A 23,386-nucleotide genomic window follows, 5' to 3' on the forward strand; every position below is an offset into this window, starting at 1 on the left:
CGAACAGAACTGACCACTCGTCAGCTATCTCTCCCGTCACAAAGTGACCAACGACGCGCAACACTCCACGTCACGGAGTGTCGTTGCAGTACTAGGAGTTGAGCTCGGCCAGGACGCGCAGCGTCCGCCGGTCCGGGACCAGCGCCAGCAGGTCCGTCACCGGTCCCGCGCGCCACGCCTGAAGCCGCTCGGCGATCCGTTCCGGCGGGCCGACCAGGGAGATCTCGTCGGCGAAGGCGTCCGGCACCGCGCGGACGGCCTCCTCGCGCCTGCCGTCCAGGAACAGCCGCTGGATCCGGCGCGCCTGCTCCTCGTAGCCCATGCGGGCCATCAGGTCGGCGTGGAAGTTGCGGGCGGCGTGGCCCATGCCGCCGATGTAGAAGCCGAGCATGGCCTTGACCGGCGCGAGTCCCTCCGCCACGTCGTCGCAGACCCGGACCTGGACCAGCGGGGCGACGAGGAATCCGGGACGCACGTCCCCGACGGCGGGCCCGTACGCCTCCGGCCGCGTCGGCGACCAGTACAGCGGCAGCCAGCCGTCGGCGATCCGCAGCGTCTGCGCGACGTTCTTCGGGCCCTCCGCGCCCAGCAGCACGGGCAGACCGGGCCGCAGGGGGTGGGTGATGGGCTTCAGCGGCTTCCCGAGCCCGGTGCCGTCCGCGCCCCGGTAGGGGTGGGAGTGGAACCGGCCGTCGAGCGCGACCGGCGCGGCGCGCCGCAGCACCTGCCGTACGACGTCGACGTACTCCCGGGTCGCCGTCAGCGGCGACCTCGGGAACGGCCTGCCGTACCAGCCCTCCACCACCTGCGGCCCGGACAGTCCGAGGCCGAGCAGCACGCGGCCGCCGGAGAGGTGGTCGAGGGTGAGCGCGTGCATGGCGGTGGTGGTCGGCGGACGGGCGGCCATCTGGGCAACGGCCGTACCCAGCTTGATCGTCGACGTGTGCGCCGCGATCCAGGTCAGCGGGGTGAAGGCGTCCGACCCCCACGACTCCGCGGTCCACACGGAGTCGTAGCCGAGCCGCTCGGCCTCCTGGGCCAGCGGCACGTGGTCGGCGCGGGGGCCGCGTCCCCAGTAGCCGAGCGCGAGACCGAGCCGCATGGCGCCCACCTTTCTGACGGACCGTCAGTAACCGTCCGGGGCTGCGACTGTACGACAACGGCCCCCCGCCCGGAAGGGCGAGGGGCCGTGCGACGGACCGCGGCGGTCAGCCGCGCTGGATGCCGGAGGTGTCCTGCAGCACCCCGCGACGGCCGTCCTGCGTCTGCGCGACCAGACTCGGTCCGCGCTGCTCGACCGCCAGGTACCAGGTGCCCGGCGCGAGCTCGGCGATCGGCGTGGGCGAGCCGTCCTCGGCGAACAGCGGCCGCGCCACCGGCACGGCGAACCAGAACGGCGAGAAGTCGGCGGCCGGCGGCGGGGTCTGCTGCGGCTGACCGCCCACCGGCTGCCCCGGCTGCGGCTGGCCCGGCTGCGGCTGACCGCCGTACGGCTGCGCCGGGGCGCCGGCTCCGGCGCCGGGGTAGCCGTAACCGCCCTGCGGCTGACCGCCGTAGGGCTGCGGCGCGGCGGGCCCGGGAGCGGGGACGAGCGCGGCCTGCAGCGCCGGGACCAGCGGGGTGGCGACCGCCGCGCCGGCCAGGACGAGAGCGGCGATGAAGCCGAGGACCAGGCCCGCGCCGGCGCTGACGCCGTCCGGCACGTCCACCAGGGTCCAGAACAGCGTCCACGCGGTGAGAATCGCGAACGCCGTGCCCGCCGCACCCAGGTCGAGGCCCGCGACCTTGCGCTGCTGGGGCAGGGAGCGGTTGACGACGATCAGAGCGGCACCGATGACTCCGCCCATGTAGAGGCCGAAACCGGTGCCGAGGCTGTCCCACGCGTTCTGGTTCCAGTTGAACCCGTCGGCGGAATAGAACTTGAGGAACGACGCGATGAACAGCAATACCGCTGCTCCGATCACCACGCCGTCGCCTCGAGTGAGGGAGCGGATATTCACTTCAGGTCCTTCTCAGGTCGTCTCGTCGTCGGTAGACACTATCGTCCGCCGGGCACGTGTGTTCGCCGGGTCGCGCGTGCTGGTTCACGAAGCGCGCAGGAAACCCACGATTCCTTCAGAGATCCCCTGCGCGGCCTTCTGTCGCCAGTCTCCGCTCGTCAGCAGTGCCGCGTCCTTGCTATCGCGCATGTTCCCGCACTCGATGAACACCTTGGGAACCGTTGAGAGATTGAGACCGCCCAGGTCCTTACGCGTGACGAGACCGGTGCCGTCGCCGACGTAATTGGACGGCGCGCTGCCGGTGGCGCGGACGAAATTGCCCGCCACGCGCTCGCCGAGATCGGCGGAGGAATCGACGATCGGACGGGTGTCGGCGGCGCCCGCGTGCACCGCGCCCGGCAGGATGACGTGGAAGCCGCGGTCGCCCGCCGCGGCGCCGTCCGCGTGGATGGAGATCGCGGCGTCGGCGTGGGCGGCGTTGCCGACGCGGGCACGCTCGTCGACGCACGGACCCCAGGGACGGTCGCCGTCCTGCGTGAACTTCACCGTCACACCCTGCTTCTGCAGGATCGTCCGCAGCCGACGGGCGACGTCCAGCGTGAAGCGGGCCTCGGAGTAACCCGCGTTGGTGGACGTGCCCGTGGTGTCGCACTCCTTGAGGTTGGTGCCGATGTTCACCTTCCGGTTGATGTCGGCGGTGTGCTGGAAATTGCCCGGGTTGTGTCCCGGGTCGATGACGACGACCTTGCCCTTGAGGGGGCCGGAGGCGGCGGGCGCGGACCGGGCGGAGGACGGCGCGGGCGACGCCGGCCGCTCGTCGTCGCCGGTCGCGGACGCCGAGGACGTTGCGGACGAGGACGCCGTGGGGGCGGCCGGGCCGCCGGACGACGCCGACGCGGACGCGGACGTGGCGACGGACGCCCGGTCCTGGCCGCCGTCGTCTCCGGAGGCGCCCACGGCCTGGTACGCCAGCCACCCGAGCAGCGCGCCCGGCACCAGCGCGGCGACGGCGACGGTCAGCGGACGGCGGGAGCGGCGGGGCTGGGGCGGATCGAAGTCCGGGCCTACGTACGACACGTCAGCGACTCTAACCGCGCGCTCAGATCCCCGCCCCCGTTCGCCGCAGGACACGCAACGAGTCGGTCACCGAGACCTCGGTGAAGGCGCCGGACGCGAGTGCCCTGAGGTAGACGCGGTACGGGGCCTGCCCGGTGAACTCGTCCTTCGGGTCCGGGAAGACGTCGTGGATGAGCAGCAGGCCGCCCTGGGCCACATGGGGGGCCCAGCCCTCGTAGTCCGCGGTGGCGTGCTCGTCGGTGTGGCCGCCGTCGATGAAGACGAGGCCGAGCGGAGCGGCCCAGACCTTCGCCACCTGCGGGGAACGCCCGACCAGGGCCACCACGTGGTCCTCCAGGCCCGCCCGGTACAGGGTGCGGCGGAACGTCGGCAGGGTGTCCATCAGGCCGAGCTCCGGGTCCACCGTCTCCGGGTCGTGGTAGTCCCAGCCCGGCTGCTGCTCCTCGCTGCCGCGGTGGTGGTCGACCGTCAGCGCGGTGACCGACGCCTGGCGGGCCGCGTCGGCGAGCAGGATCGTGGAGCGGCCGCAGTACGTGCCGACCTCCAGCAGCGGCAGCCCGAGCCCGCCCGCCTCGGCGGCCGCCGCGTACAGGGCGAGGCCCTCGTGCACGGGCATGAACCCCTTGGCGGCCTCGAACGCGGCCAGGATCTCCGGCTTGGGTGCCGCGGGCACGGGCATCGGATACGCCTTTCCGTAGCGGTCGTCTCGGCGCCCCATGCTGCCGCACCCCCTGCCGCCGGGCGACAGGGGGTGCGGCGAGGGGCCGGACGGGGGTGCGGCGAGGAGCCGGACGGGGGTGCGGCGAGGAGCCGGACGGGGGTCGGCGAGGGTCCGGTGGGGGACCGGTGAGGGATCGGACGGGGGTCGGCGAGGGTCCGGTGAGGGTCCGGTGAGGGGCCGGTGAGGGATCGGACGGGGGTCGGCGAGGGTCCGGTGAGGGGCCGGTGAGGGATCGGACGGGGGTCGGCGAGGGTCCGGCGAGGGCCGGTTCGGCTACGCCGAGACCGCGGTGCCCGGCAGCGGGAGGTCCACCTCCACCGCGCCCTCGTCGCCGCCGTGCGTCGCCGACGAGGCGAGCGGGCCGTGCCCGGCCGCCCGCGCGGCGAGCACGTACGCGCCCCCGGACGGCACGGCGAGGGCGTAGCTGCCGTCCTGCGCGGACAGCGTCGCGCCCGCCTGGCGGCCCCGCCGGTCGATGAGCGTGACCTTGGCGCGGGCCACCGGGGCGCCGGAGGCGTCCAGCACCCGGCCGCGGAAGCCGCGCAGCGCCTCCTCGGCGCGCGCCAGGTTCGCCTCCTCCTCGCTGCTCGCGCGCAGCCGCGGCGCCCGGTCGGGCCGGGGCAGGAACACGGCCATCAGCAGGCCGACGGCCACCGCGCCCGTCGCGATCAGGAAGGAGACCCGGAAGCCGTGCAGGGTCGGGACCGCGACGCCGCCGACGTCGTTCGCGGTGTTGGCGAGCACCATGCCGATGACGGCGCTCGACACGGACGTGCCGATGGAGCGCATCAGGGTGTTCAGGCCGTTGGCGGCGCCGGTCTCCGAGGCCGGGACCGCGCCGACGATCAGGGCGGGGAGCGAGGAGTAGGCCAGCCCGATGCCCGCGCCGAGGATCACCGAGATGACGAGGCTCTGCCAGGGGGCGCTCATCAGGCCGAGGCCGGCGCCGTAGCCGATCCCGATGATCAGCATGCCGAGGATGAGCGTGACCTTCGGGCCGTACCGCGCCGACAGGCGGGCGTACACCGGCGCCGTGAACATCATCGTCAGGCCCAGCGGCGCGACGATCAGACCGGCGACCACCATCGACTGGCCGAGGCCGTAACCGGTCGCCTTCGGCAGCTGGAGCAGCTGGGGCAGGACGAGCGAGACGACGTAGAAGCTGACGCCCACCATGATCGACGCGAGGTTGGTGAAGAGGACCGCGGGGCGGGCCGTGGTGCGCAGGTCCACCAGCGGGGCCTGGAGGCGCAGCTCCAGCACGCCCCACAGGAGCAGGACGACGGCCGCCGCGCCGAACAGGCCGAGCGTGGTGCCCGAGGACCAGCCCCAGTCGCTGCCCTTGGTGATCGGCAGCAGGAACAGCACCAGACCGGCGGACAGACCGAGCGCGCCCAGCAGGTCGAAGGACCCCTCGGCGCGCATCGGGGTCTCGGGTACGACGAGGAGGGTGAGGGCGATCGAGAGGGCGCCGAGGCCGGCGGCGCCGTAGAACAGGGCGTGCCAGTCGGCGTGCTGGGCGACCAGGGCCGCGAGCGGCAGCGCGAGCCCGCCGCCGACGCCGATCGAGGAGCTCATCAGGGCCATGGCCGAGCCGAGCCGCTCGCGGGGCAGCATGTCGCGCATCAGGCCGATGCCGAGCGGGATCGCGCCCATCGCGAAGCCCTGGAGGGTACGGCCGGCGATCATCGGCAGCAGCGTGCTGGTGAGCGCGCTGACCAGGGCGCCGGCCACCATCACCGCGAGGCTGACGATGAGCATGCGCCGCTTGCCGTACAGGTCGCCGAGGCGGCCCATGATCGGGGTGGCGACGGCACCCGAGAGCAGTGTCGAGGTCAGGACCCAGGTGGCGTTGCTGGGGTCGGTGTCCAGCAGTTGCGGCAGGTCCTTGATGACCGGGACGAGCAGGGTCTGCATCACCGCGACAACGATCCCCGCGAAGGCGAGGACCGGGACCACGGCCCCGCTCGCCGCCCGGGCGGGCTGGTCGTTCGTCGTGTGGGTCATGGGATGAGGCCTCCAGTGAGATAAGTGCCTGGTAAACCTCGTATGCATGAGCAACTATTCCGTTGCTTCGGGTCCCTAACGAATTCTTGACCGGCCCATGAAGATCTGACCTTCAGTCAGCCGTACGGTCCCGGGGTGGGCGGCCCTGGGTCCGGCGACCGGTGGGCGGTCCTGGGTCCGGCGACCGGTGGGCGGTCCTGGGTCCGGCGACCGGTGGGTGGTCCTGGGTCCGACGACGGAGATCGGTCCGGAGCGAAATCCCGATGCGCCGGGCGCCGCCGGGTTGAGAGCATGGCACCCATGCTCGGAGCCGCTGAGGGCACCACCCGCACCTTCCGTCGTCGTGGCGCGCCTCCCACCTGGCTGGTCGTCGCGCTCGCCTGCGCCGGACAGTTCCTGGTCGTCCTCGACGTCTCCGTCGTCAACGTGGCGCTGCCGTCCATGCGGGCCGACCTGGGACTGAGCGCCCAGGGGCTGCAGTGGGTGGTGAACGCGTACGCGATCGCCTTCGCCGGGTTCATGCTGCTCGGCGGGCGGGCCGGCGACCTCTACGGGCGCAAGCGGATGTTCCTGGTCGGGCTCGCCCTGTTCACGCTGGCCTCGCTGGGCGGCGGACTGGCCCGGGAGGGCGCCCAACTGCTGCTCGCGCGCGCCGTGCAGGGGCTCGGGGCGGCGGTTCTCGCGCCCGCCACGCTCACCATCCTCACCTCCGCCGTACCCGAGGGCCCGGCGCGGGCCCGGGCGATCGCCACCTGGACCGCGGTGGGCGCGGGCGGCGGGGCCGCGGGCGGGCTCGTCGGCGGGCTGCTGGTGGACGGACTGTCCTGGCGGTGGGTGCTGCTGATCAACGTGCCGGTCGGGGCGGTCGTCCTCGCCGGTGCCTACGGCTGGCTGGTGGAGAGCCGCAACGGCGACGGGCGCCGCCTCGACCTGCCGGGCGCGGTGCTGGTGACGGCCGGGCTCGCCACCCTGGCGTACGGCATCTCGCAGACCGAGGCCGAGGGGTGGACGGCGGCGGCCACCCTGACGCCGCTCGCCGCCGGGCTCGCGCTGATGGCGCTCTTCCTGACGGTCGAGGCGCGCACGGCGGCCCCCCTGATGCCGCTCGGGCTGCTGCGGATGCGGGCGGTGTCGTCGGCGAACGCCGCGATGTTCCTGAGCGGCTCCGCGATGTTCTGCATGTGGTTCTTCATGACGCTGTACGCCCAGAACGTGCTGGGTTACACCCCGCTCCAGGCCGGTCTCGCCCTGGTGCCGAGTTCCCTGGCCGTGCTCGTCGGGTCGAAGGCGGCGCCCCGCTTCATGCGGGTGTCCGGCGCGCGCACCGTGGCCGCGCTCGGGACGCTGGTGGCGGCGTCCGGCTTCGGCTGGCAGTCGGCGATGACTCCACGGGGCGCGTACCTGACCGAGATCATGTTCCCCGGCATCCTGATGATGCTGGGCGCGGGCCTGACGGCGACCCCGCTCGCCGCGCTCGCCACGTCCGGTGCGGCGCCGGGGGAGGCCGGTCTGGTCTCCGGACTGATCAACACCTCTCGCACGATGGGCGGTTCGCTCGGCCTCGCGGTGATGTCGACGATCGCGGCGGCCCGTTCGGCGGGCAGCGACACCCCGGCGGCGCTGACGGACGGATACGCCCTGGTGTTCCGCACCGGGGCCGGCGTGCTGCTCGGGGGGACGCTGCTGATGCTGGCCTGGCTGCCCCGCAGGGGCTCCGCCGGGTGAGACGGGAGGGCGTCCCGCGCCGCCGGGAGGCCGGGCGCGGCCCACCGGCCGGCGGAGGCGGCGGACCGTGCCCTCAGAGCCAGCCCTGCTGCCGTGCCTCCCGCATCGCCTCCATGCGGTTGCGGGTGCCGGTCTTGCCGATCGCGGAGGAGAGGTAGTTGCGGACGGTGGACTCCGACAGGTGCAGCCGGGCGGCGATGTCGGCGACCGTCGCGCCGTCCGCGGACGCCCTGAGGACGTCGCACTCCCGGGGGGTGAGCGGGCTGGGCCCGGCGCTCAGCGCCGCCGCGGCCAGCGCGGGGTCGATCACGGTCTCGCCGGTCAGCACCCGGCGGATCGCGGCCGCCAGTTCCTCCACGGGCCCGTCCTTGACCAGGAACCCCGCGGCTCCGGCCTCCATGGCCCGCCGCAGGTAGCCGGGGCGGCCGAAGGTGGTCAGGATCAGCACCCGGCAGTCGGGCACCTGGTCGCGCAGTGCGGCGGCGGCGTCCAGACCGCTCATGCCGGGCAGCTCGATGTCCAGCAGGGCCACGTCCGGGCGGCGCAGGAGGGCGGCGTCCACGATGGCGTCGCCCCTTCCGACCTGGGCGACGACCTCCATGTCGTCCTCCATGCCGAGCAGCAGGGCGAGGGCGCCCCGCATCATTCCCTGGTCCTCGGCGAGCAGGACCCGCACGCACTTACCCGGCCGGTGATCCCGGGGCATCTCGTCCACGGGCCCAGCGTAGAGCGCCCGCGCCGCCCCGGCCCGTCCGAGCCGGGCCCGCGACCCCCTGGCCCGTGCGGGCCGGGGCCGCTCGTCGGGCTGGCTGCGGCCCCGGCCGGTCGGGGTTCGGTCTGCGGCATCCCGGTCCGCGGCCCCCGGCTGGCTGCGGCCTCGACCGGTCCCGGGTCCGGTCTGCGGCATCCCGGTCTGCTTGTCCGGCCCGGTGTGGCCTCGGTCCGTCCGGGTTCGGTCCGCGATGCCCTGGTCTGCTTGTCCGGCCCGGTGCGGCCCCGGCCCCTCCGAGCCCAGAGCCCGCTTGTCCGGCCCGGTGCGGCCCCGGCCCCTCCGAGCCCAGAGCCCGCTTGTCCGGCCCGGTGTGGCTTCGGCCGGTCCGGGGCCGGTCCGCGACACCCGGCCCGCTGCGACCCGGTTGGTCCGGGCCCGGTTCGTGATGCTCTGGTCTGCTTGTCTGGCCCCGTGCGGTTTCGGCCGGTCCGGGGCCGGTCCGCGACACCCGGCCCGCTGCGACCCGGTTGGTCCGGGCCCGGTTCGTGATGCCCCGGTCCGATTCCGGTCGGCTGCGGCCTCGGCCGGTCCGAGTCCGGTTCGCGACACCCCCGCCCGCTCGTCCGGCCCGCTGCAATCCGGCCGGCCCATGACAGCCCCGGCCTTCCCTCCGGCCCGTGACATCCCGGCCCGCCTGGCCGGTCCGCGGTTTCCCGGCGCGTTCGTCCGGGACGCGGTGCCGTCGGCGGCGGTGGCCATGCCGCCCGGTCTCCCGCGGCCGTGGTGTGGCTCCTCGCCGCAGGGCGACGGGTCGGCTGGTCGGCCGCCACCGCTCACCTGGCCGCCGGTCACCCGGCCGGTTGCCCGGCCGGTCACCCGGCCGGTGGCGACGGCCGCCGGGCGGCGGGCGGTCACGGCGTCCCGGCTGTGGTGCCCGTCGGCAGCGGTGACCCCGTCTGGGGTGGAAGTGGGGCGGAGTCCGCCGAGTCCGCCGGCAGTTCGGCGGTGATCGTGAAGCCGTGCGGTGACGCGGTGGCCCGTAGGCTCCCGCCCGCCACGGTGAGGCGTTCCATGAGGCCCCTCAGGCCCGTGCCACCGCCCGCGCTGCCCGCACCGCCCGCACCGCCTGCACCGCCCATGTTGCCCCCGCCACCGATGCAGTCGGCATCCCCGACACCCCCGACACCCCCAGCGTCCCCAACCCCGCCGGCACCCAGCGCGCCCCCGGCCCCCGCCGTCCCGGCGTCCCGGGTGCCGCCGTTGTCGGTGACCGTCAGGCTGACCCGCTCGGGGGTGCCGTCGAGGGCGATCTCGCAGCGGCTCGCCCCGCTGTGCCGTAAGACGTTCGTCACGGCCTCCCGCACCACCCACCCCAGCAGCGCCTCCGTCTGCCGGGCGAGCGGCGGTCCGGACCGCGTGACCACGGGCTCGACACCGGCCGCCGTCAGCACCGAGCGGGCCCGGTCCAGTTCTGTGGCGAGGCTGCCCTCGCGGTACCCGGTCACCGCCTCGCGGATCTCCGTGAGCGCCTGCCGGCCGACCGACTCGATGTCGGTGACCTGCGTGAGCGCCCCGTCCAGGTCCCGCGGCGCGAGCCGCCGCGCCGCCTCCGACTTCACCACGATCACCGACAGCGTGTGCCCGAGCAGGTCGTGCAGGTCGCGGGAGAACCGCAGCCGCTCCTTCTCGACCGCGCGCCGGGCCAGTTCCTCACGGGCGGCACGCAGTTCCCGTACCGCCTCCGACAGCGACAGGATCGCCGCCGTCACCATCGTCGAGATCCAGGTGGCGTACGCGATGCCGAGACCGCTCCAGCCCTCGCGGGCGCAGCAGACCGACGCCGCGAGGACGGCGACGCCCGTGCCCGTCCAGCGCAGCCGGGGTCCCCGCAGCGCCGCCCCCGTCGCGAGGCCGAGCAGCGGGAAGAACAGCAGCCAGTTGCCGCCGTAGCCGATGGCGAGACCGCAGGTCAGCAGCGCCATCACCGCCAGTGCCGCCCGCGTCGACACCGCCGCGCGGGTCTCCTTCACGAAGGAGCGGAACGCCACGTAGATGTAGAGGGAGTTGAAGGTGAGCAGGCCCAGGCCGCCGATCAACGGGTTGGGGGTCTCGCCCTGGAAGAGGTTGGAGAACGCGCCCATCCCCATCAGCAGCCAGGGCAGCAGCGAGAACCCGGAGGCGGGCGGCCCGGGATCCTCGGGCACCGACCCGCCCGGCCGCACGGCGCGCCCGCCGGCCCGCCGCGTGGCGCGCCCGCCCGCCCGCCGCGTGGCCTCCCTCGCGTCCCCTCGGCACGAGGCCCCGCGAAATCCGCGCGATTTCTTGCGAAACCAGTCCATCACTCTGCTCCCCGTTCGTACGGCGGGGCCCGGACCGCCGGTACGACGGCACGGCCCCCTCGGTCGTGCCGACGACGCTACGCACCGGCCGCCCCGTCCGGCAGGGGCACCCGTACGGACTCCCACGGGACAAATGTCCCGGCATCCCGGCCCCGCGACCTGACGCGCCGTCAGGAGCCTTCACAACTGCGGGACCCTGGGCTATACAGAGGGCGCCGGACTGGAACGCGTTCTAGGTCGGCCCGCAGCGACCCCGGTGCGGCCGACGGTGCGGACGGCCGCACCGGGGTCTTCCCGCCGTCACCTCCAGGAGCCCCATGCCCATCGACGCAGCCAAGGCCCTCGCCGCCGGACCCCGTTCCGCGGAGATCGCCTGGGACCGCAAGGACGTCCAGCTCTACCATCTCGGCATCGGCGCGGGCGTCCCCGCCACGGACCCCGACGAGCTGCGCTACACCCTGGAGTCCCGGCTGCACGTCCTGCCGAGCTTCGCCACCGTCGCGGGCGCGGGCGCGCCGGGCGTGATCGGCGGCCTGTCCATGCCGGGCGTCGACGTCGACCTCGCCAGGGTCCTGCACGGCGGCCAGACCCTCACCGTCCACCGTCCGATCCCGGTCGAGGGCACCGCCACCGCCACCTCCCGCGTCGCCGCCGTGTACGACAAGGGCACGGCGGCCGTCCTCGTCCTGCGCACCGAGGCCGCCGACGCCGAGGGCCCGCTGTGGACCAACGACGCCCAGATCTTCGTACGCGGCGAGGGCGGCTGGGGCGGAGACCGCGGCCCCTCCGCCCGGCTCGAGCCGCCCACGGGCGAGCCCGACCGGACCGTCGAGCGGCCGGTCCGCGAGGACCAGGCCCTCCTCTACCGCCTCAGCGGCGACTGGAACCCGCTGCACGCCGACCCCGACTTCGCAAAGCGCGCCGGATTCGAACGCCCCATCCTGCACGGCCTGTGCACCTACGGCATGACGCTCAAGGCGGTCGTCGACACGCTGCTCGACGGCGACACCGGCCGGGTGCGCTCGTACGCCACCCGGTTCGCCGGGGTCGTGTACCCGGGCGAGACCCTGCGCATCCGCATGTGGCGGCAGACCGGCCGGGTACGGGTGACCGTCACCGCCGTCGAGCGGGCGGACGCCCCCGTCCTCGCCGACACGTTCGTCGAACACTCCTGAACCCCGGATGACCTGTGAACCCTGGATGACCTGAGGGGAGCCGCACCATGCGCGCAGCGGTACTGCACGAGATCGGCCAGGACAAGCTGGAGGTCCTCGACGACGTCGAGGCGGTGGGCTTCGGGCCCGGCAAGGTCAGGATCCGGGTGCGCGCCACGGGGCTGTGCCACTCCGACCTGTCCGCGATGAGCGGGGTGCTGCCGCAGCCGGCGCCGTTCGTGCCCGGGCACGAGGGCGCGGGCGAGATCCTGGAGGTCGGCGAGGGCGTCGGCCACGTCAAGCCCGGCGACCGGGTCGTCGTGTGCTGGCTGCCGGCCTGCGGCAGCTGCCCCGCCTGCGGGCGCGGCCAGACCGAGCTGTGCCTGGCCGGGTTCATGAACGCGGGCACGCCCAACTTCCGCCGCCCCGCCGGTGACCTGTTCGGCTTCGCCGGGACCGGCACCTTCGCCGAGGAGGTCGTCGTCGACGCCGGCTGCGCGGTGCCGATCCCGGACGACGTGCCCTTCGACATCGCCGCGCTGATCGGCTGCGGGGTCACCACCGGGCTCGGCGCCGCCCTCAACACCGCCGACGTGGAGGCCGGTTCGTCGGTCGCCGTGATCGGCTGCGGCGGCGTCGGCGTCTGCGCCGTCCAGGGGGCGCGGCTGAAGGGCGCCGCCGAGATCGTCGCCGTGGACCCGGTCGCCTCGCGCCGGGAGGCCGCGCTGCGGTTCGGCGCCACGAGCGCCGTGCCGCCGGACGAACTGGCCGACGCCAGGCAGCAGGTCACCGGCGGCGAGGGCTTCGACTACGTCTTCGAGGTCGTCGGCAAGTCGGCCACCGCCCGTGCGGCGTACGAGAACACCCGGCGCGGCGGCACCCTGGTCGTGGTCGGCGCGGGCGCCATGGACGACTTCCTCCAGCTCAACATGTTCGAGCCGTTCTTCGACGAGAAGCGCATCCTGCCCTCCCTGTACGGCGGCGGCGACATCCTGCGCTCCTACGAGCGGACCATCGCCCTGTGGCGGGCGGGCCGCGTCGACCTCGCGGGCCTGATCACGCACCGGGTGCCGCTGGCCCGGATCGACGAGGCGATCGAGCAGATGCGCACGGGCACCGCGCTGCGCACGTGCGTCGAGATCTGACGGGATGACGGGATGACGGGATGACGGGATGACGGGATGACGGGATGACGGGAGTGTCCGTGTCGCTGCCACTGGAAGGACTGTCCGCCCTTGTCACCGGAGCCGGCCGGGGGCTGGGCCGCGCCGAGGCGCTGGAACTCGCCCGGCTCGGCGCGGCCGTCGTCGTCAACGACTACGGGCAGCCGGGCCGGGACGGCTCGGGGAACGCCTCCGCGGGCCCCGCCGAGCAGGTCGCCGCCGAGATCCGCGCCGCGGGCGGCACGGCGCTGGCCCACACCGGAGACGTGTCCGACTTCGCCCAGGCCCGCGAGATGGTCGAGTCGGTGATCGCCGAGTACGGCCATCTCGACATCCTGGTCAACAACGCGGGCATCCTGCGCGACCGCATGGTCTTCTCCATGACCGAGGACGAGTGGGACTCGGTGATCCGCGTCCACCTCAAGGGGCACTTCAACACCACCCGCTTCGCCGCGGCGCACTGGCGGGAGCGGTCCAAGGCGACCGGCGCGCCGGTGTACGGGCGGATCGTCAACACCTCCTCGGAGGCGTTCCTCGCCGGATCCGCCGGGCAGCCCAACTACGCCGCCGCGAAGGGCGGAATCGTCGGGCTGACCACCTCGACGGCGCTCGCGCTCGCCAAGTACGGCGTGACCGCGAACGTGATCTGCCCGCGCGCCCGTACCCGGATGACCGAGGACGTCTTCGCCGGCCTCGCCGGCCCGGCCGACGGCGGCCTCGACCCGCTCGCCCCCGAACATGTCGCCCCCCTCGTCGGCTACTTGGCGTCTCCGGCCGCCTCCCGGATCAACGGCCAGCTGCTCGTCGTGCACGGCGGCATGGTGGCCGTCGTCGAACGGCCGCGGGTGCGTGCGAAGTTCGACAGCAAGCAGGACACCTTCACCCACGACGAACTGGACGCGCTGCTCACCCCGCACTACGCGGAGCGGCCGGCCGGGGAGACGTTCGGGGCGGCGGAGGTGCTGCGGCTCAGCCGCGAGTAGCCCCGAGCAGCCGTGAGTAGCCGCGAGCGGAGCCGGGGCGGTCCGGGGCGGACACGCGGAGGGGCCCGCACGCCGTCCGGCGTGCGGGCCCCCGTCGTGCATGTGTCAGGCCGCTGCTTCCGCGTCCTCGGCGGGCTTGCGGTGCCGGCCGTGAGGGGCCGTGTCACCGTCCTGTGCCGAGATCGGGCCCCGGTGCCGGCCGTGGCCGGTGTCCTCCCGGGCTTCGGCGGGCAGCGGCTGCATGATACGTGCGTCGCTCATCGGAACTTTTCACCCCGTCAAAACATGATCTCTTTACAGCCCGGCGAGTCTATCCAGCCCCCCGAGGGCCGGATCCAGGCGACCGGCCGACCGGGACTATTTCGTTACAAGACCCCCCAACGGCGCCTGCTGCAAGGGCACCGGACGCGGCGCGGAGCGCTCCGGATCGCCGTCCCGCGGTGACGCGCCGTCCCGCGGTGATGCGCCGTCCCGCCGTGATGCGCCGTCCCGCGGTGACGCGCCGTCCCGCGGTGACGCGCCGCCCCGCGGTGACGCGCCGCCCGGCGGAGGCGAGCCGCCCGGCGACGCGCGGTTCGCGCCCCCCGGGGCCGGGGAAGCGCCCTCCCGCACGGGGTTCGCGCCCTCCGGGGGCGGGGTCACGCGCTCCCACACCGCCCGTACCGCCGTGGCGTCGCTCTCCGCCTGCCGTACGGGCGCCGGCACCCGCGCCACGCCGCACGGCACCTCGCCCGTCGCGTACGGCAGCAGCAGCACACCGTCCGGCGTGCACAGCCCGGCGCCCGCCAACCACCCCTCGGGCGCCGGGAGATGGTGGATCCGCCGTCCCTCCGGCCGCCACACCCCGACCCAGCCGCCGGCCGGACCGTCGATGCGCAGCGCCACCGCACAGCTCTCCGGCGTCAGCACCTGCCCCGGCTGGATCGCGAACGGCGTCACCGCGCAGCCGGGCAGCCGCAGGCTCTCGGGGAAGCGCACCGGCAGGGTGCTGCCGAGCACGCCCCAGCCCAGCCGCTCCTGTCCGGGCGAGGGCGCGTCCGAGCTGATCAGCAGCAGCCCGCTGTCCAGGTCGGCGAGCAGCAGCCGGTCGTCGCTGTCGGCGGCGATCTGCAACAGCGGCGAGATCTCGCCGCCCCGCTCCAGGTCGGCCACGACCGTCTTGGTCCGGCCGCCGGTCTCCCGGTCCAGGGCCAGCATCCGCCCCGACCGCTCCAGCCACACCCCGCCCGAGCAGCGCCCCGGGATCTCCGCCACGGGCTCCGGCCCGAAGGCGCCGCCCACCACCCGCCACACCGTGCTGGAGCGCCGGCCCACGACGAGGGCGTACGCCCGCTCGCCGCCCGGCGCCGGCGGCAGCAGCCGCAGCCGGCTGCCGGGCTCCGGGCACTCGACCGTCCCGAGCGGCAGCTCACCCGTGCCCGGTCCGGTCGGGTACAGCAGCGCGAAGACGTGCCGCCCCTCGGTCGTCCGGCGGATCAGCACCCGCCCGTCGCCCATCGGCGACACCTCGCTGCCCGGCTGCTCCGGCCGGCTGCCGGGCAGCGGGACGGCGTACGGCTCGGGACCGTCGAGTGTCCAGCGCTCCGGGAACCAGGAGTCGCCGTCCGGCGCGAGGCGGGCGGCGTAGGAGCCGTCCACGGTGATCGTGCAGCAGCCCGCCCGCGGGGCGCCGTCCCCGGGCGCCGTCCCGGGCTCGATCGCACAGGCCGTCATCGTCTGGTCACCTCCTGCGACGACGCTAGTTTTCGTACGCGCAGGCGGGGACAGGCTGGCGGCCGCTTCACACATAAGGGTGGCCCAGGAACGATTCGCCTGAGGATGCGACGGCCCGTGTGCTGGCTGAGGTGGGCCCGGCCCCGCACGGTCCCCGGCGCCGGTCCTCCGCGCCGGTGCCCGGCACCAGTCCTCGGAGCGGTGCTCGGAGCCCGTCCCCGGAGCCGGTCTTCGGAGCCGGTGCCCGGCACCGGTTCAGCGGCGCGGTGCAGGCAGGTAGCCTTTTGCCGTGCCCCGTCTGTCTGAAGTCATCGCCGCGCTGGAGAACCTGTGGCCCGCCGAGCGGGCCGAGTCCTGGGACGCGGTCGGCACGGTCGTGGGCGACCCCGACCAGGAGGTCACCCGCGTCCTGTTCGCCGTCGACCCCGTCCAGGAGATCGTCGACGAGGCGGTGAAACTGGGCGCCGGTCTGCTGGTCACCCACCACCCGCTCTATCTGCGCGGGACGACGACGGTCGCGGCCTCCACCTTCAAGGGCCGCGTGGTGCACACGCTGATCAAGAACGACATCGCCCTGCACGTCGCCCACACCAACGCCGACACGGCCGACCCGGGCGTCAGCGACGCGCTCGCCGGCGCGCTGGACCTGCGGGTGACCGGCCCGCTCGACCCCGACCCGGACGACCCGCACGGCCGCCGCGGCCTCGGCCGCGTCTGCGAACTGGACCACCCGCTGCCGCTGCGCGAGTTCGCCGCCCGCGCCGCCGAGCGGCTGCCCGCCACCGCGCAGGGCATCCGCGTCGCCGGCGACCCCGAGATGCCGATCCGCACCGTCGCGGTCAGCGGCGGCTCCGGCGACAGCCTCTTCGACCACGTCCGGGCGGCCGGCGTCGACGCCTTCCTCACCGCGGACCTGCGCCACCACCCGGCCTCCGAGTTCATGGCGGCCGGCGCCCACCGTCCCCTCGCGCTGCTCGACGCGGCGCACTGGGCCACCGAGTGGCCCTGGTGCGAGCTGGCCGCGAGCCAGCTCGACGAAATCTCCGACCGGCACGGATGGGACCTGCGCGTCCACGTCTCCAAGACGGTCACCGACCCCTGGACCAGTCACTCCCCTTCACCTGGAGCCCCCAACTGAACGCCGCGCCCGCCGACCAGATCCGACTCCTCGACGTCCAGGCCCTCGACGTGCGCCTGCAGCAGCTCGCGCACAAGCGGAGGTCGCTGCCAGAGCACGCCGAGATCGAGTCGCTGACGAAGGATGCAACCCAGCTGCGCGACCTCCTGGTGGCCGCGCAGACCGAGGAGAGCGACTGCGCCCGCGAGCAGACCAAGGCCGAGCAGGACGTGGACCAGGTGCGCCAGCGCGCCGTCCGCGACCAGCAGCGCCTGGACTCCGGCGCGATCACCTCGCCCAAGGACCTGGAGAACCTCCAGCGGGAGATCGCCTCCCTCGCCAAGCGGCAGGGCGACCTGGAGGACATCGTGCTGGAGGTCATGGAGCGCCGCGAGTCCGCGCAGGAGCGGGTGAGCGAGCTGACCGAGCGCGTCGCCTCCGTCCAGTCGAAGATCGACGACGCGACCGCCCGCCGGGCCGCCGCCTTCGAGGAGATCGACGGCGAGGTGGCGTCGGTGACCAAGGAACGCGAGGTCGTCGCCGCCTCCGTCCCCGCGGACCTGCTGAAGCTCTACGACAAGCTGCGCGAGCAGCAGGGCGGCATCGGCGCGGCGAAGCTGTACCAGCGCACCTGCCAGGGCTGCCGCCAGGAGCTGTCCATCACCGACATCAACGACATCCGCGCGGCCGCCCCCGACACGGTGGTGCGCTGCGAGAACTGCCGCCGCATCCTGGTGCGCACTGCCGAGTCCGGCCTGTAGGGGCCGGTCGTGCGGGAGTTCGTCGTCGAGGCCGACGGCGGGTCGCGGGGCAACCCGGGACCCGCGGGGTACGGCTCCGTGGTGCGCGACGCGGCGACGGGGGAGACCCTGACGGAGACCGCGGAGTACATCGGCGTCGCCACGAACAACGTGGCCGAGTACCGGGGCCTGCTGGCGGGCCTGCGGGCAGCGCACCGGCTGGACCCGTCGGCCACCGTGCACGTCCGCATGGACTCCAAGCTCGTCGTGGAGCAGATGTCCGGGCGCTGGAAGATCAAGCACCCCGACATGAAGCCGCTGGCGATGCAGGCGGCGCGGGTCTTCCCGCCGGACCGGGTGACGTACGAGTGGATCCCGCGGGACCGGAACAAGCACGCGGACCGCTTGGCGAACGAGGCGATGGACGCCGGGGCCCGGGGCGAGCAGTGGACGGCGCCAGCGTCGGCGCCGGCCTCCACGGCCGAGGCGGCCGCGCAGGCCGCGCAGGCCGCGTCCCCCGCCGAGCCGACGGCCCCGCCCGGCGACGCGAGGACCGGCGCGGCGAAGGCGCGCGAGGCGCCGGCGCGCGGCCGTGACCGAGCCGGCACTCCGCCCGGCGGCGAGGCCGCCAAGGCCGACGCCGACGTCCGTGCCGCGCGCACCGTGGCCTCTCCCGGCTGGGCCCCCGCCGACATGGGGGCCCCGGCCACCTTCGTGCTGCTGCGGCACGGGGAGACGCCGCTGACCCCGCAGAAGCGGTTCTCCGGGTCCGGCGGCAGCGATCCCTCGCTCTCCGACGTCGGCAGGGAGCAGGCCGAGCGGGCCGCGGCCGCGCTCGCCCGGCGCGGCACGATCCAGCACATCGTCGCCTCCCCCCTCGCCCGCACCCGCGAGACCGCCGGCATCGTCGCCGAACGCCTCGGCCTGGAGGTGAGCGTCGACGACGGCCTGCGCGAGACGGACTTCGGCGCCTGGGAGGGCCTCACCTTCGCCGAGGTCCGCGAACGTCACCCGGACGACCTGAACGCCTGGCTCGCCGACCCGGAGGCCGAGCCGACCGGAGGCGGCGAGAGCTTCGCGTCCACCGCCACCCGGATCGCCGCCACCCGCGACAAGCTGACCGCGGCGTACGCGGGCCGCACGGTCCTGCTCGTCACCCACGTGACGCCGATCAAGACGCTCATACGGCTCGCCCTGGGCGCCCCACCGGAGTCCCTGTTCCGCATGGAACTGTCGGCGGCCTCCCTCTCGGCAGTCGCCTACTACGCAGACGGCAACGCAAGCGTCCGCCTCTTCAACGACACCTCCCACCTACGCTGACCAGCGCCCCGACGCGCTCACCCCCGGACCTGCCCGACGGCCCGGCCCTCAGGCTGCTCGGCCCGCCTGGGCCCCGGGTCTGCCCGGCTGCTCGGCCTGCCCGGCCCTCCGGCCTATCCGTTCCGCCCGGATCTCCCGCCCGCCCGGCTGCTCGGCCTGCCCGGCCCTCCGGCCTATCCGTTCCGCCCGGATCTCCCGCCCGCCCGGCTGCTCGGCTCTCCGGCTTGAACGGCTGCTCGGCCTGCCCGGCCTGCTTGGCCCTCGGCCTGCCCCCAGGTCTGTCCGGTCAGTCGCGCGGCCGGAGGTCGGCCGCGCGGCGCGCCAGGGCCTCGGGCTGCCCCCGCCCCGCCCCCCGGTGGCGCCGAGGCCTCGGCCGGCGCCGTTCAGGTCCGGCCGCAGAGCCGACGTCGGGCAGCCGTCGGCGCTCCGGCGCGGGCGCGCGGCCCCGATGTCCGGTCGGTCTCGGCCTCGCCGCGCGAACTCAGTGCACCTGGTCGACCAGCACGTCCAGTGCCCAGGCCCGCCCCGCCGCCGCGGGCGCCTGCGCCTCGACGGCGTAGCCGAGGTCGCGCAGGGCCTCCACCAGCTCACCCGGTGTCGACACCGCCGCGCCCGCCGTGAGCAGGCTCCGGACGATCCGGCCCTTGGTCGCCTTGTTGAAGTGGCTGACGACCTTCCGGGTCGGCGCGTGCAGCACCCGTACGGTCGCCGTCCGCCCCGCGACCTCGCCCTTCGGCTTCCACGCGTTGGCGTACGCGGAGGACCGCAGGTCCAGCACCAGGCCCTCCCCGGCCGCCTCCGGCAGCACGGACGCCATCGCCGCCCGCCAGTGCGCGGCCAGCGCCCCGAGCCCGGGCAGTCTGACGCCCATCGAGCAGCGGTAGGACGGGATCTCGTCGGTCACCCGGACCGCTCCCCACAGCCCGGAGAAGACCAGCAGCGAGCGCGCCGCCCGCTCCTTCGCCGCCGTGTCCAGGGACGCCAGGCCGAGGGCGTCGTACAGCACGCCGGTGTAGATCTCCCCGGCGGGCCGCGTGCCGGCGGTGCGCAGGGCGGCGTTCTTCGCGACCTCGCCGCGCAGCCCCTCGGTCAGGCCCAGCACCTCGCGCGCCTTGTCCTCGTCCCCGGCGCACAGTTCGACCAGCTCGTCGAGGACGGCCTCGCGGGCGGCGGTCAGTCCCGGCAGCGACAGCGACTCCAACTTCAGCGGGGCGCCACGGCCGGGGGAGGCCTTGCCTTCGGACGGGGGCAGCAGGACAAGCACGGACGGATCTCCTTCGGTTCAGCTCTGCGCCAGCGTACGGGGGCCGCGACCGCACCGGGACGCCCGTGCCGCCCCGCCTCTCGCGGCCCGCCCGGCGGCCACCCGGCGCCCGTTCAACTCCCCCTCGGCGAGGCGTCGTCGGCCTGGAAGCACCCGCCGACCGTGGCAAGATCAGCGGGTGCAGATCGGGATGCTGGGTCCGTTGGAGGTCCGTGCGGATGGCGGCGCCTCGGTCGACGTGCCGGGCGTACGCCTGCGCGGGCTGTTGGCCGCCCTCGCGCTCAGGCCGGGGCAGGTGGTGCCCAGGACGTCACTGGTCGACTGGATCTGGGGCGAGCACCCGCCCGCCGACGCGACGAACGCCCTGCAGCGCCTGGTCTCCCGGCTGCGGAAGGCACTGCCGGACGGAGTGGTCGAGGGGCATCCGGCCGGGTACCGGCTGGCGGTGGACCCCGACGCCGTCGACGCCGTGCGGTTCGAGCGCCTCCTCAGCACAGGCCCGGGCGCCGAGGACGCCTCCCGGCGGGTGCGGCTGCTGCGCGAGGCCCTCGGCCTGTGGCGCGGGGCGGCCCTGCAGGACGTCGGCCTCCACGACAGCGCCGCGTGCGGCGCCGCGGCCGCCCGGCTGGAGGAGTTGCGGCTGACCGCCCTGGAGGAGCGGTACGACGCGGAGGCCGCCCTCGGGCAGGCGGCGGACACGGTCACGGAGCTGTCCGACCTGGTGGCCGCGCACCCGCTGCGGGAACGGCTCGTCGCCGCGCTGATGCGCGCCCTCGCCGCGGCCGGCCGCGACAGCGAGGCGCTGCTGGTGTACCAGCGGGCGCGGGAGGCACTGGCCGACGCGCTGGGCGTCGACCCCTCGCCGGACCTGGCCGAGCTGCACCTCGCACTCTTGCGGGGCGAGCGGGGGCGGCGACAGGAGGGGCGCGCGACCAACCTGCGGGCCGAGCTGACCGCCTTCGTCGGCAAGGACGCCGATGTCGCCGCCGTCCGCGGTCTCGTCGCCGGGCACCGGCTGACCACCGTGATCGGGCCGGCCGGCTCGGGCAAGTCCCGGCTGGCCGCGGAGACCGCGCGCACGCTCCTCGACGGCCTGCCGGACGGGGCCTGGCTGGTGGAGCTCGCCGCCGTCCGGGCGAACGGCGACGTGGCCGACGTAGCGCAGTCGACGCTCGCCGGACTCGGCCTGCGGGACGCCCTGCTCGGCGGGGCCGCGAACGCCGAACCGACGGACCGGCTCGTCGCCGCGATCCGCGAGCGGGAGGCGCTGCTGATCCTGGACGACTGCGAGCACGTGATCGAGTCCGCGGCGGTCTTCGCCCACCGGGTGCTCGGGGAGTGCCGGCGGCTGCGGATCCTGGCGACCAGCCGGGAACCGCTCGGCATCACCGGCGAGGCGGTGTGGCAGGTCGAGCCGCTGGCCCTGCCGGAGCCGGACGCGACCCCCGACGAGATCGCGTCCTCACCCGCGGTCCGGCTGCTGCGGGACCGGGCCGGGGCGGTGCGCCGCGATCTCTCGGCCGACGCCCGCACGCTGGCGACGATGGCACGTGTGTGCCGGGCCCTGGACGGGATCCCGCTGGCGATCGAACTGGCCGCGGCCCGGTTGCGCACCATGTCCGTCGACCAGCTCGCGGCCCGCCTCGACGACCGCTTCCGCCTGCTGACCGGCGGCAGCCGGACCGCGCTGCCCCGCCACCGGACGCTCCGCGCGGCGATCGACTGGAGCTGGGAGCTGCTCACCCACGCCGAGCGGGCGGTGCTGCGCCGGCTCTCGGTGTTCTCCGGCGGGGCGAGCCTGGAGGCGGCCGAACGGGTCTGTGCGGGCGACGCGGGTGACGCGGGCGACCCGGTCGAGCCGGAGGAGGTGCTCGACCTGCTCACCGCGCTCGCCGAGAAGTCGCTGCTGCGCGCCGAGGGCGACGGCGCCCCGCGCTACCGCATGATCGGCACGATCAGGGAGTACGCCCGGCACCGGCTCGCGGAGGCGGGCGAGTCGGACCGGGCCCGCCGCGCGCACCTGGCCTGCTTCACCGAGCTGGCCGAGACCGCCGAACCGCACCTGCGCCGGGCCGAACAGCTCGAGTGGCTGGCCATCCTCGAGGCCGAGCACGACAACATCGGCGCCGCGATGCGCGGCGCGCTGGCGGCGGGCGAGGCACAGGCGGCGATGCGGCTCGCGGCGGGCGCCGGCTGGTACTGGTGGCTCGGCGGGCACCGCACCGAGGGCCTGGAACTGCTCACCGCGGCCACCCGCGTCCCCGGCGAGGTGACCGACGAGGTCCGGGCCATGGCGTACGCGCTGGTCGTGCTGTTCGTCAGCTCCGGGCGGGGCGACGAACGCCAGGCCGCCGAGTGGATCCGCGAGGCGCACCGGTTCAGCCGCCGCAGCCCGCGCCGGTACCCGCTGCTGGGGCTGGTCGACGCGCTGGAGCACCTGCTGCGGGCGCCCGGTGAGTTCCTGCCCGCGTTCGAACCGCTGCTCGACAACGAGGACCCCTGGGTGCGCGCGCTGGCACGGCTGCACCTGGGCAAGATGCGGATCGTGCTCGGCCGGGGCGGACGGGACGGACGGGACGCGGACGCGTACCTGGAGACGGCGCTCGCCGAGTTCCGGGCGCTCGGCGAGCGGTTCGGCATCTCGTTCGCGCTGACCGAGCTGGCGGACCGCCTCGCCGCGCGCGGCGACCTCGCCCGCGCCCGCGACTCCTACGAGCAGGCGATAGCGGTCGTCACCGAGGCCGGCGCCACCGAGGACGTCATCCGGATGCGGTCGCGGCAGGCTCAGCTGCACTGGCTGCTGGGCGACCGGGACGCCGCGGCCGCCGCCCTCGCCGAGGCGCGGCGGCACGCGCAGCGGGTCACCTGGCCGGACGCGCTGGCCGAACTGGCCCTGTCCAGGGCGGAACTCGCCCGGTGGGCCGGCGACACCGAGGAGGCACACCGGCAACTCGGCCTCGCGACGGCCGCGTTGGGCGACGAGGCGCAGATGGCGAACGTCCGCGCGGTGACGCACGACCTGCTCGGCTACCTCGCCCACGACCTCGGCGAGGCCCGGACGCACCGCGCGGCGGCCTGCGCGGCCGCTGCCGAGGCGGGATACGCGCCGCTGCTCGCCCGGACCGTCGTCGGGGTGGCGGACCTGGCCCTGCGCCGCGACGAACCCGAGCAGGCCGCGCGGCTGCTCGCGGCGAGCGCGGGCGTGTGCGGGCTCCAGGACCGCTCGCACCCGGACGCGGGGGGGGGGGCGGGGGGGGGGCCGGGGGGGGCGGGGCCCCCGGGGGGGGGGGCGGGGGGGGCGCGGGGGGGGGGGGGGGGGGGGGGGGCGGCCCCCGCGCCGGCGCGCACGCG

Annotated in this window: 18 protein-coding genes; 8 read left to right on the top strand and 10 right to left on the bottom strand. The window is 75.1% G+C overall.

The features are described 5' to 3' along the window. Positions 1-91 precede the first annotated feature (91 nt). From ACH4ZX_RS08805 to ACH4ZX_RS08825, 5 genes are all read right to left on the bottom strand, one after another. Positions 92-1,102 (bottom strand): LLM class F420-dependent oxidoreductase, encoded by a 1,011-nt coding sequence (locus tag ACH4ZX_RS08805; RefSeq protein ID WP_398269688.1) that lies wholly within the window; start codon positions 1,100-1,102, stop codon positions 92-94. 106 nt (positions 1,103-1,208) lie between these two features. Continuing rightward, positions 1,209-1,967, bottom strand: a complete 759-nt coding sequence (locus ACH4ZX_RS08810) for a hypothetical protein (RefSeq protein ID WP_398269691.1) — start codon at positions 1,965-1,967, stop codon at positions 1,209-1,211. Positions 1,968-2,084: 117 nt separating this feature from the next. Beyond that, positions 2,085-3,077 (bottom strand): N-acetylmuramoyl-L-alanine amidase, encoded by a 993-nt coding sequence (locus ACH4ZX_RS08815; RefSeq protein WP_398269693.1) that lies wholly within the window; start codon positions 3,075-3,077, stop codon positions 2,085-2,087. Positions 3,078-3,099: 22 nt separating this feature from the next. Beyond that, positions 3,100-3,795 (bottom strand): class I SAM-dependent methyltransferase, encoded by a 696-nt coding sequence (locus ACH4ZX_RS08820; RefSeq protein WP_398269696.1) that lies wholly within the window; start codon positions 3,793-3,795, stop codon positions 3,100-3,102. A gap of 276 nt (positions 3,796-4,071) precedes the next feature. Beyond that, the gene (locus ACH4ZX_RS08825; RefSeq protein WP_398269699.1) at positions 4,072-5,805 is read right to left on the bottom strand and encodes an MFS transporter; all 1,734 of its coding nucleotides are present in this window, start codon (positions 5,803-5,805) and stop codon (positions 4,072-4,074) included. A 300-nt stretch (positions 5,806-6,105) separates the two neighbouring features. Here ACH4ZX_RS08825 and ACH4ZX_RS08830 point away from each other — a divergent pair, with 300 nt between their 5' ends. Continuing rightward, positions 6,106-7,530 carry an MFS transporter gene (locus tag ACH4ZX_RS08830; protein ID WP_398269702.1) on the top strand — a complete coding sequence of 475 codons (1,425 nt, stop codon included), beginning with the start codon at positions 6,106-6,108 and terminating at the stop codon, positions 7,528-7,530. Positions 7,531-7,603: 73 nt separating this feature from the next. On the opposite strand, the gene ACH4ZX_RS08835 is transcribed toward ACH4ZX_RS08830, so the two are convergent. Next, a complete protein-coding gene (locus ACH4ZX_RS08835) occupies positions 7,604-8,236 on the bottom strand; it encodes a response regulator (RefSeq protein ID WP_398270177.1) in 633 nt (210 codons plus the stop codon). Between the two features lie 917 nt (positions 8,237-9,153). After that, the gene (locus ACH4ZX_RS08840; RefSeq protein WP_398269705.1) at positions 9,154-10,581 is read right to left on the bottom strand and encodes a sensor histidine kinase; all 1,428 of its coding nucleotides are present in this window, start codon (positions 10,579-10,581) and stop codon (positions 9,154-9,156) included. Positions 10,582-10,898: 317 nt separating this feature from the next. Here ACH4ZX_RS08840 and ACH4ZX_RS08845 point away from each other — a divergent pair, with 317 nt between their 5' ends. Genes ACH4ZX_RS08845 through ACH4ZX_RS08855 form a run of 3 tightly spaced genes read left to right on the top strand, consistent with a single transcriptional unit; the run spans position 10,899 to position 13,881 of the window. Next, the gene (locus tag ACH4ZX_RS08845; RefSeq protein WP_398269708.1) at positions 10,899-11,756 is read left to right on the top strand and encodes a MaoC/PaaZ C-terminal domain-containing protein; all 858 of its coding nucleotides are present in this window, start codon (positions 10,899-10,901) and stop codon (positions 11,754-11,756) included. 47 nt (positions 11,757-11,803) lie between these two features. Then, positions 11,804-12,880 carry a Zn-dependent alcohol dehydrogenase gene (locus ACH4ZX_RS08850; RefSeq protein ID WP_398269711.1) on the top strand — a complete coding sequence of 359 codons (1,077 nt, stop codon included), beginning with the start codon at positions 11,804-11,806 and terminating at the stop codon, positions 12,878-12,880. 59 nt (positions 12,881-12,939) lie between these two features. After that, positions 12,940-13,881, top strand: a complete 942-nt coding sequence (locus tag ACH4ZX_RS08855; protein WP_398269714.1) for a 3-oxoacyl-ACP reductase — start codon at positions 12,940-12,942, stop codon at positions 13,879-13,881. A gap of 105 nt (positions 13,882-13,986) precedes the next feature. Here ACH4ZX_RS08855 and ACH4ZX_RS08860 read toward each other — a convergent pair whose 3' ends face one another. Beyond that, the gene (locus tag ACH4ZX_RS08860; protein WP_324788515.1) at positions 13,987-14,142 is read right to left on the bottom strand and encodes a hypothetical protein; all 156 of its coding nucleotides are present in this window, start codon (positions 14,140-14,142) and stop codon (positions 13,987-13,989) included. A 96-nt stretch (positions 14,143-14,238) separates the two neighbouring features. Next, the gene (locus ACH4ZX_RS08865; protein ID WP_398269717.1) at positions 14,239-15,594 is read right to left on the bottom strand and encodes a hypothetical protein; all 1,356 of its coding nucleotides are present in this window, start codon (positions 15,592-15,594) and stop codon (positions 14,239-14,241) included. A gap of 289 nt (positions 15,595-15,883) precedes the next feature. Between ACH4ZX_RS08865 and ACH4ZX_RS08870 the strand changes: the two genes are divergently transcribed. The 3 genes from ACH4ZX_RS08870 to ACH4ZX_RS08880 are packed head-to-tail and all read left to right on the top strand — an operon-like array spanning position 15,884 to position 18,771. Then, the gene (locus ACH4ZX_RS08870) at positions 15,884-16,732 is read left to right on the top strand and encodes a Nif3-like dinuclear metal center hexameric protein (protein WP_398269720.1); all 849 of its coding nucleotides are present in this window, start codon (positions 15,884-15,886) and stop codon (positions 16,730-16,732) included. Beyond that, entirely contained in the window at positions 16,729-17,472 is a 744-nt protein-coding gene (locus tag ACH4ZX_RS08875) for a zinc ribbon domain-containing protein (RefSeq protein ID WP_398270180.1), read from the top strand. Before ACH4ZX_RS08870 ends, ACH4ZX_RS08875 begins: the two co-directional genes overlap by 4 nt. Positions 17,473-17,481: 9 nt before the next feature. Next, positions 17,482-18,771, top strand: coding sequence for a bifunctional RNase H/acid phosphatase (locus tag ACH4ZX_RS08880; protein WP_398269723.1), 1,290 nt, complete (start codon positions 17,482-17,484; stop codon positions 18,769-18,771). Positions 18,772-19,252: 481 nt separating this feature from the next. Here the strand turns inward: ACH4ZX_RS08880 and yaaA are convergent, their stop codons facing one another. Beyond that, positions 19,253-20,035, bottom strand: a complete 783-nt coding sequence (gene yaaA / locus ACH4ZX_RS08885; RefSeq protein ID WP_398269726.1) for a peroxide stress protein YaaA — start codon at positions 20,033-20,035, stop codon at positions 19,253-19,255. A gap of 178 nt (positions 20,036-20,213) precedes the next feature. On the opposite strand from yaaA, the gene ACH4ZX_RS08890 reads away from it, so the two are divergent. Continuing rightward, on the top strand, positions 20,214-23,386 hold a 3,173-nt coding region (locus ACH4ZX_RS08890), incomplete at its 3' end, for a BTAD domain-containing putative transcriptional regulator (RefSeq protein ID WP_398269729.1).

Source organism: Streptomyces sp. NPDC020490 (genome assembly GCF_044335305.1).
Taxonomy (GTDB): Bacteria; Actinomycetota; Actinomycetes; order Streptomycetales; family Streptomycetaceae; genus Streptomyces.

Coding starts and splice junctions, on each gene's coding strand:
- ACH4ZX_RS08845 (WP_398269708.1), top strand. CDS start 10,899: ATGCCCATCGACGCAGCCAAGGCCCTCGCCGCCGGACCCCGTTCCGCG.
- ACH4ZX_RS08865 (WP_398269717.1), bottom strand. CDS start 15,594: ATGACGGCCTGTGCGATCGAGCCCGGGACGGCGCCCGGGGACGGCGCC.
- ACH4ZX_RS08850 (WP_398269711.1), top strand. CDS start 11,804: ATGCGCGCAGCGGTACTGCACGAGATCGGCCAGGACAAGCTGGAGGTC.
- ACH4ZX_RS08860 (WP_324788515.1), bottom strand. CDS start 14,142: ATGAGCGACGCACGTATCATGCAGCCGCTGCCCGCCGAAGCCCGGGAG.
- ACH4ZX_RS08825 (WP_398269699.1), bottom strand. CDS start 5,805: ATGACCCACACGACGAACGACCAGCCCGCCCGGGCGGCGAGCGGGGCC.
- ACH4ZX_RS08835 (WP_398270177.1), bottom strand. CDS start 8,236: ATGCCCCGGGATCACCGGCCGGGTAAGTGCGTGCGGGTCCTGCTCGCC.
- ACH4ZX_RS08820 (WP_398269696.1), bottom strand. CDS start 3,795: ATGGGGCGCCGAGACGACCGCTACGGAAAGGCGTATCCGATGCCCGTG.
- ACH4ZX_RS08830 (WP_398269702.1), top strand. CDS start 6,106: ATGCTCGGAGCCGCTGAGGGCACCACCCGCACCTTCCGTCGTCGTGGC.
- ACH4ZX_RS08805 (WP_398269688.1), bottom strand. CDS start 1,102: ATGCGGCTCGGTCTCGCGCTCGGCTACTGGGGACGCGGCCCCCGCGCC.
- ACH4ZX_RS08840 (WP_398269705.1), bottom strand. CDS start 10,581: ATGGACTGGTTTCGCAAGAAATCGCGCGGATTTCGCGGGGCCTCGTGC.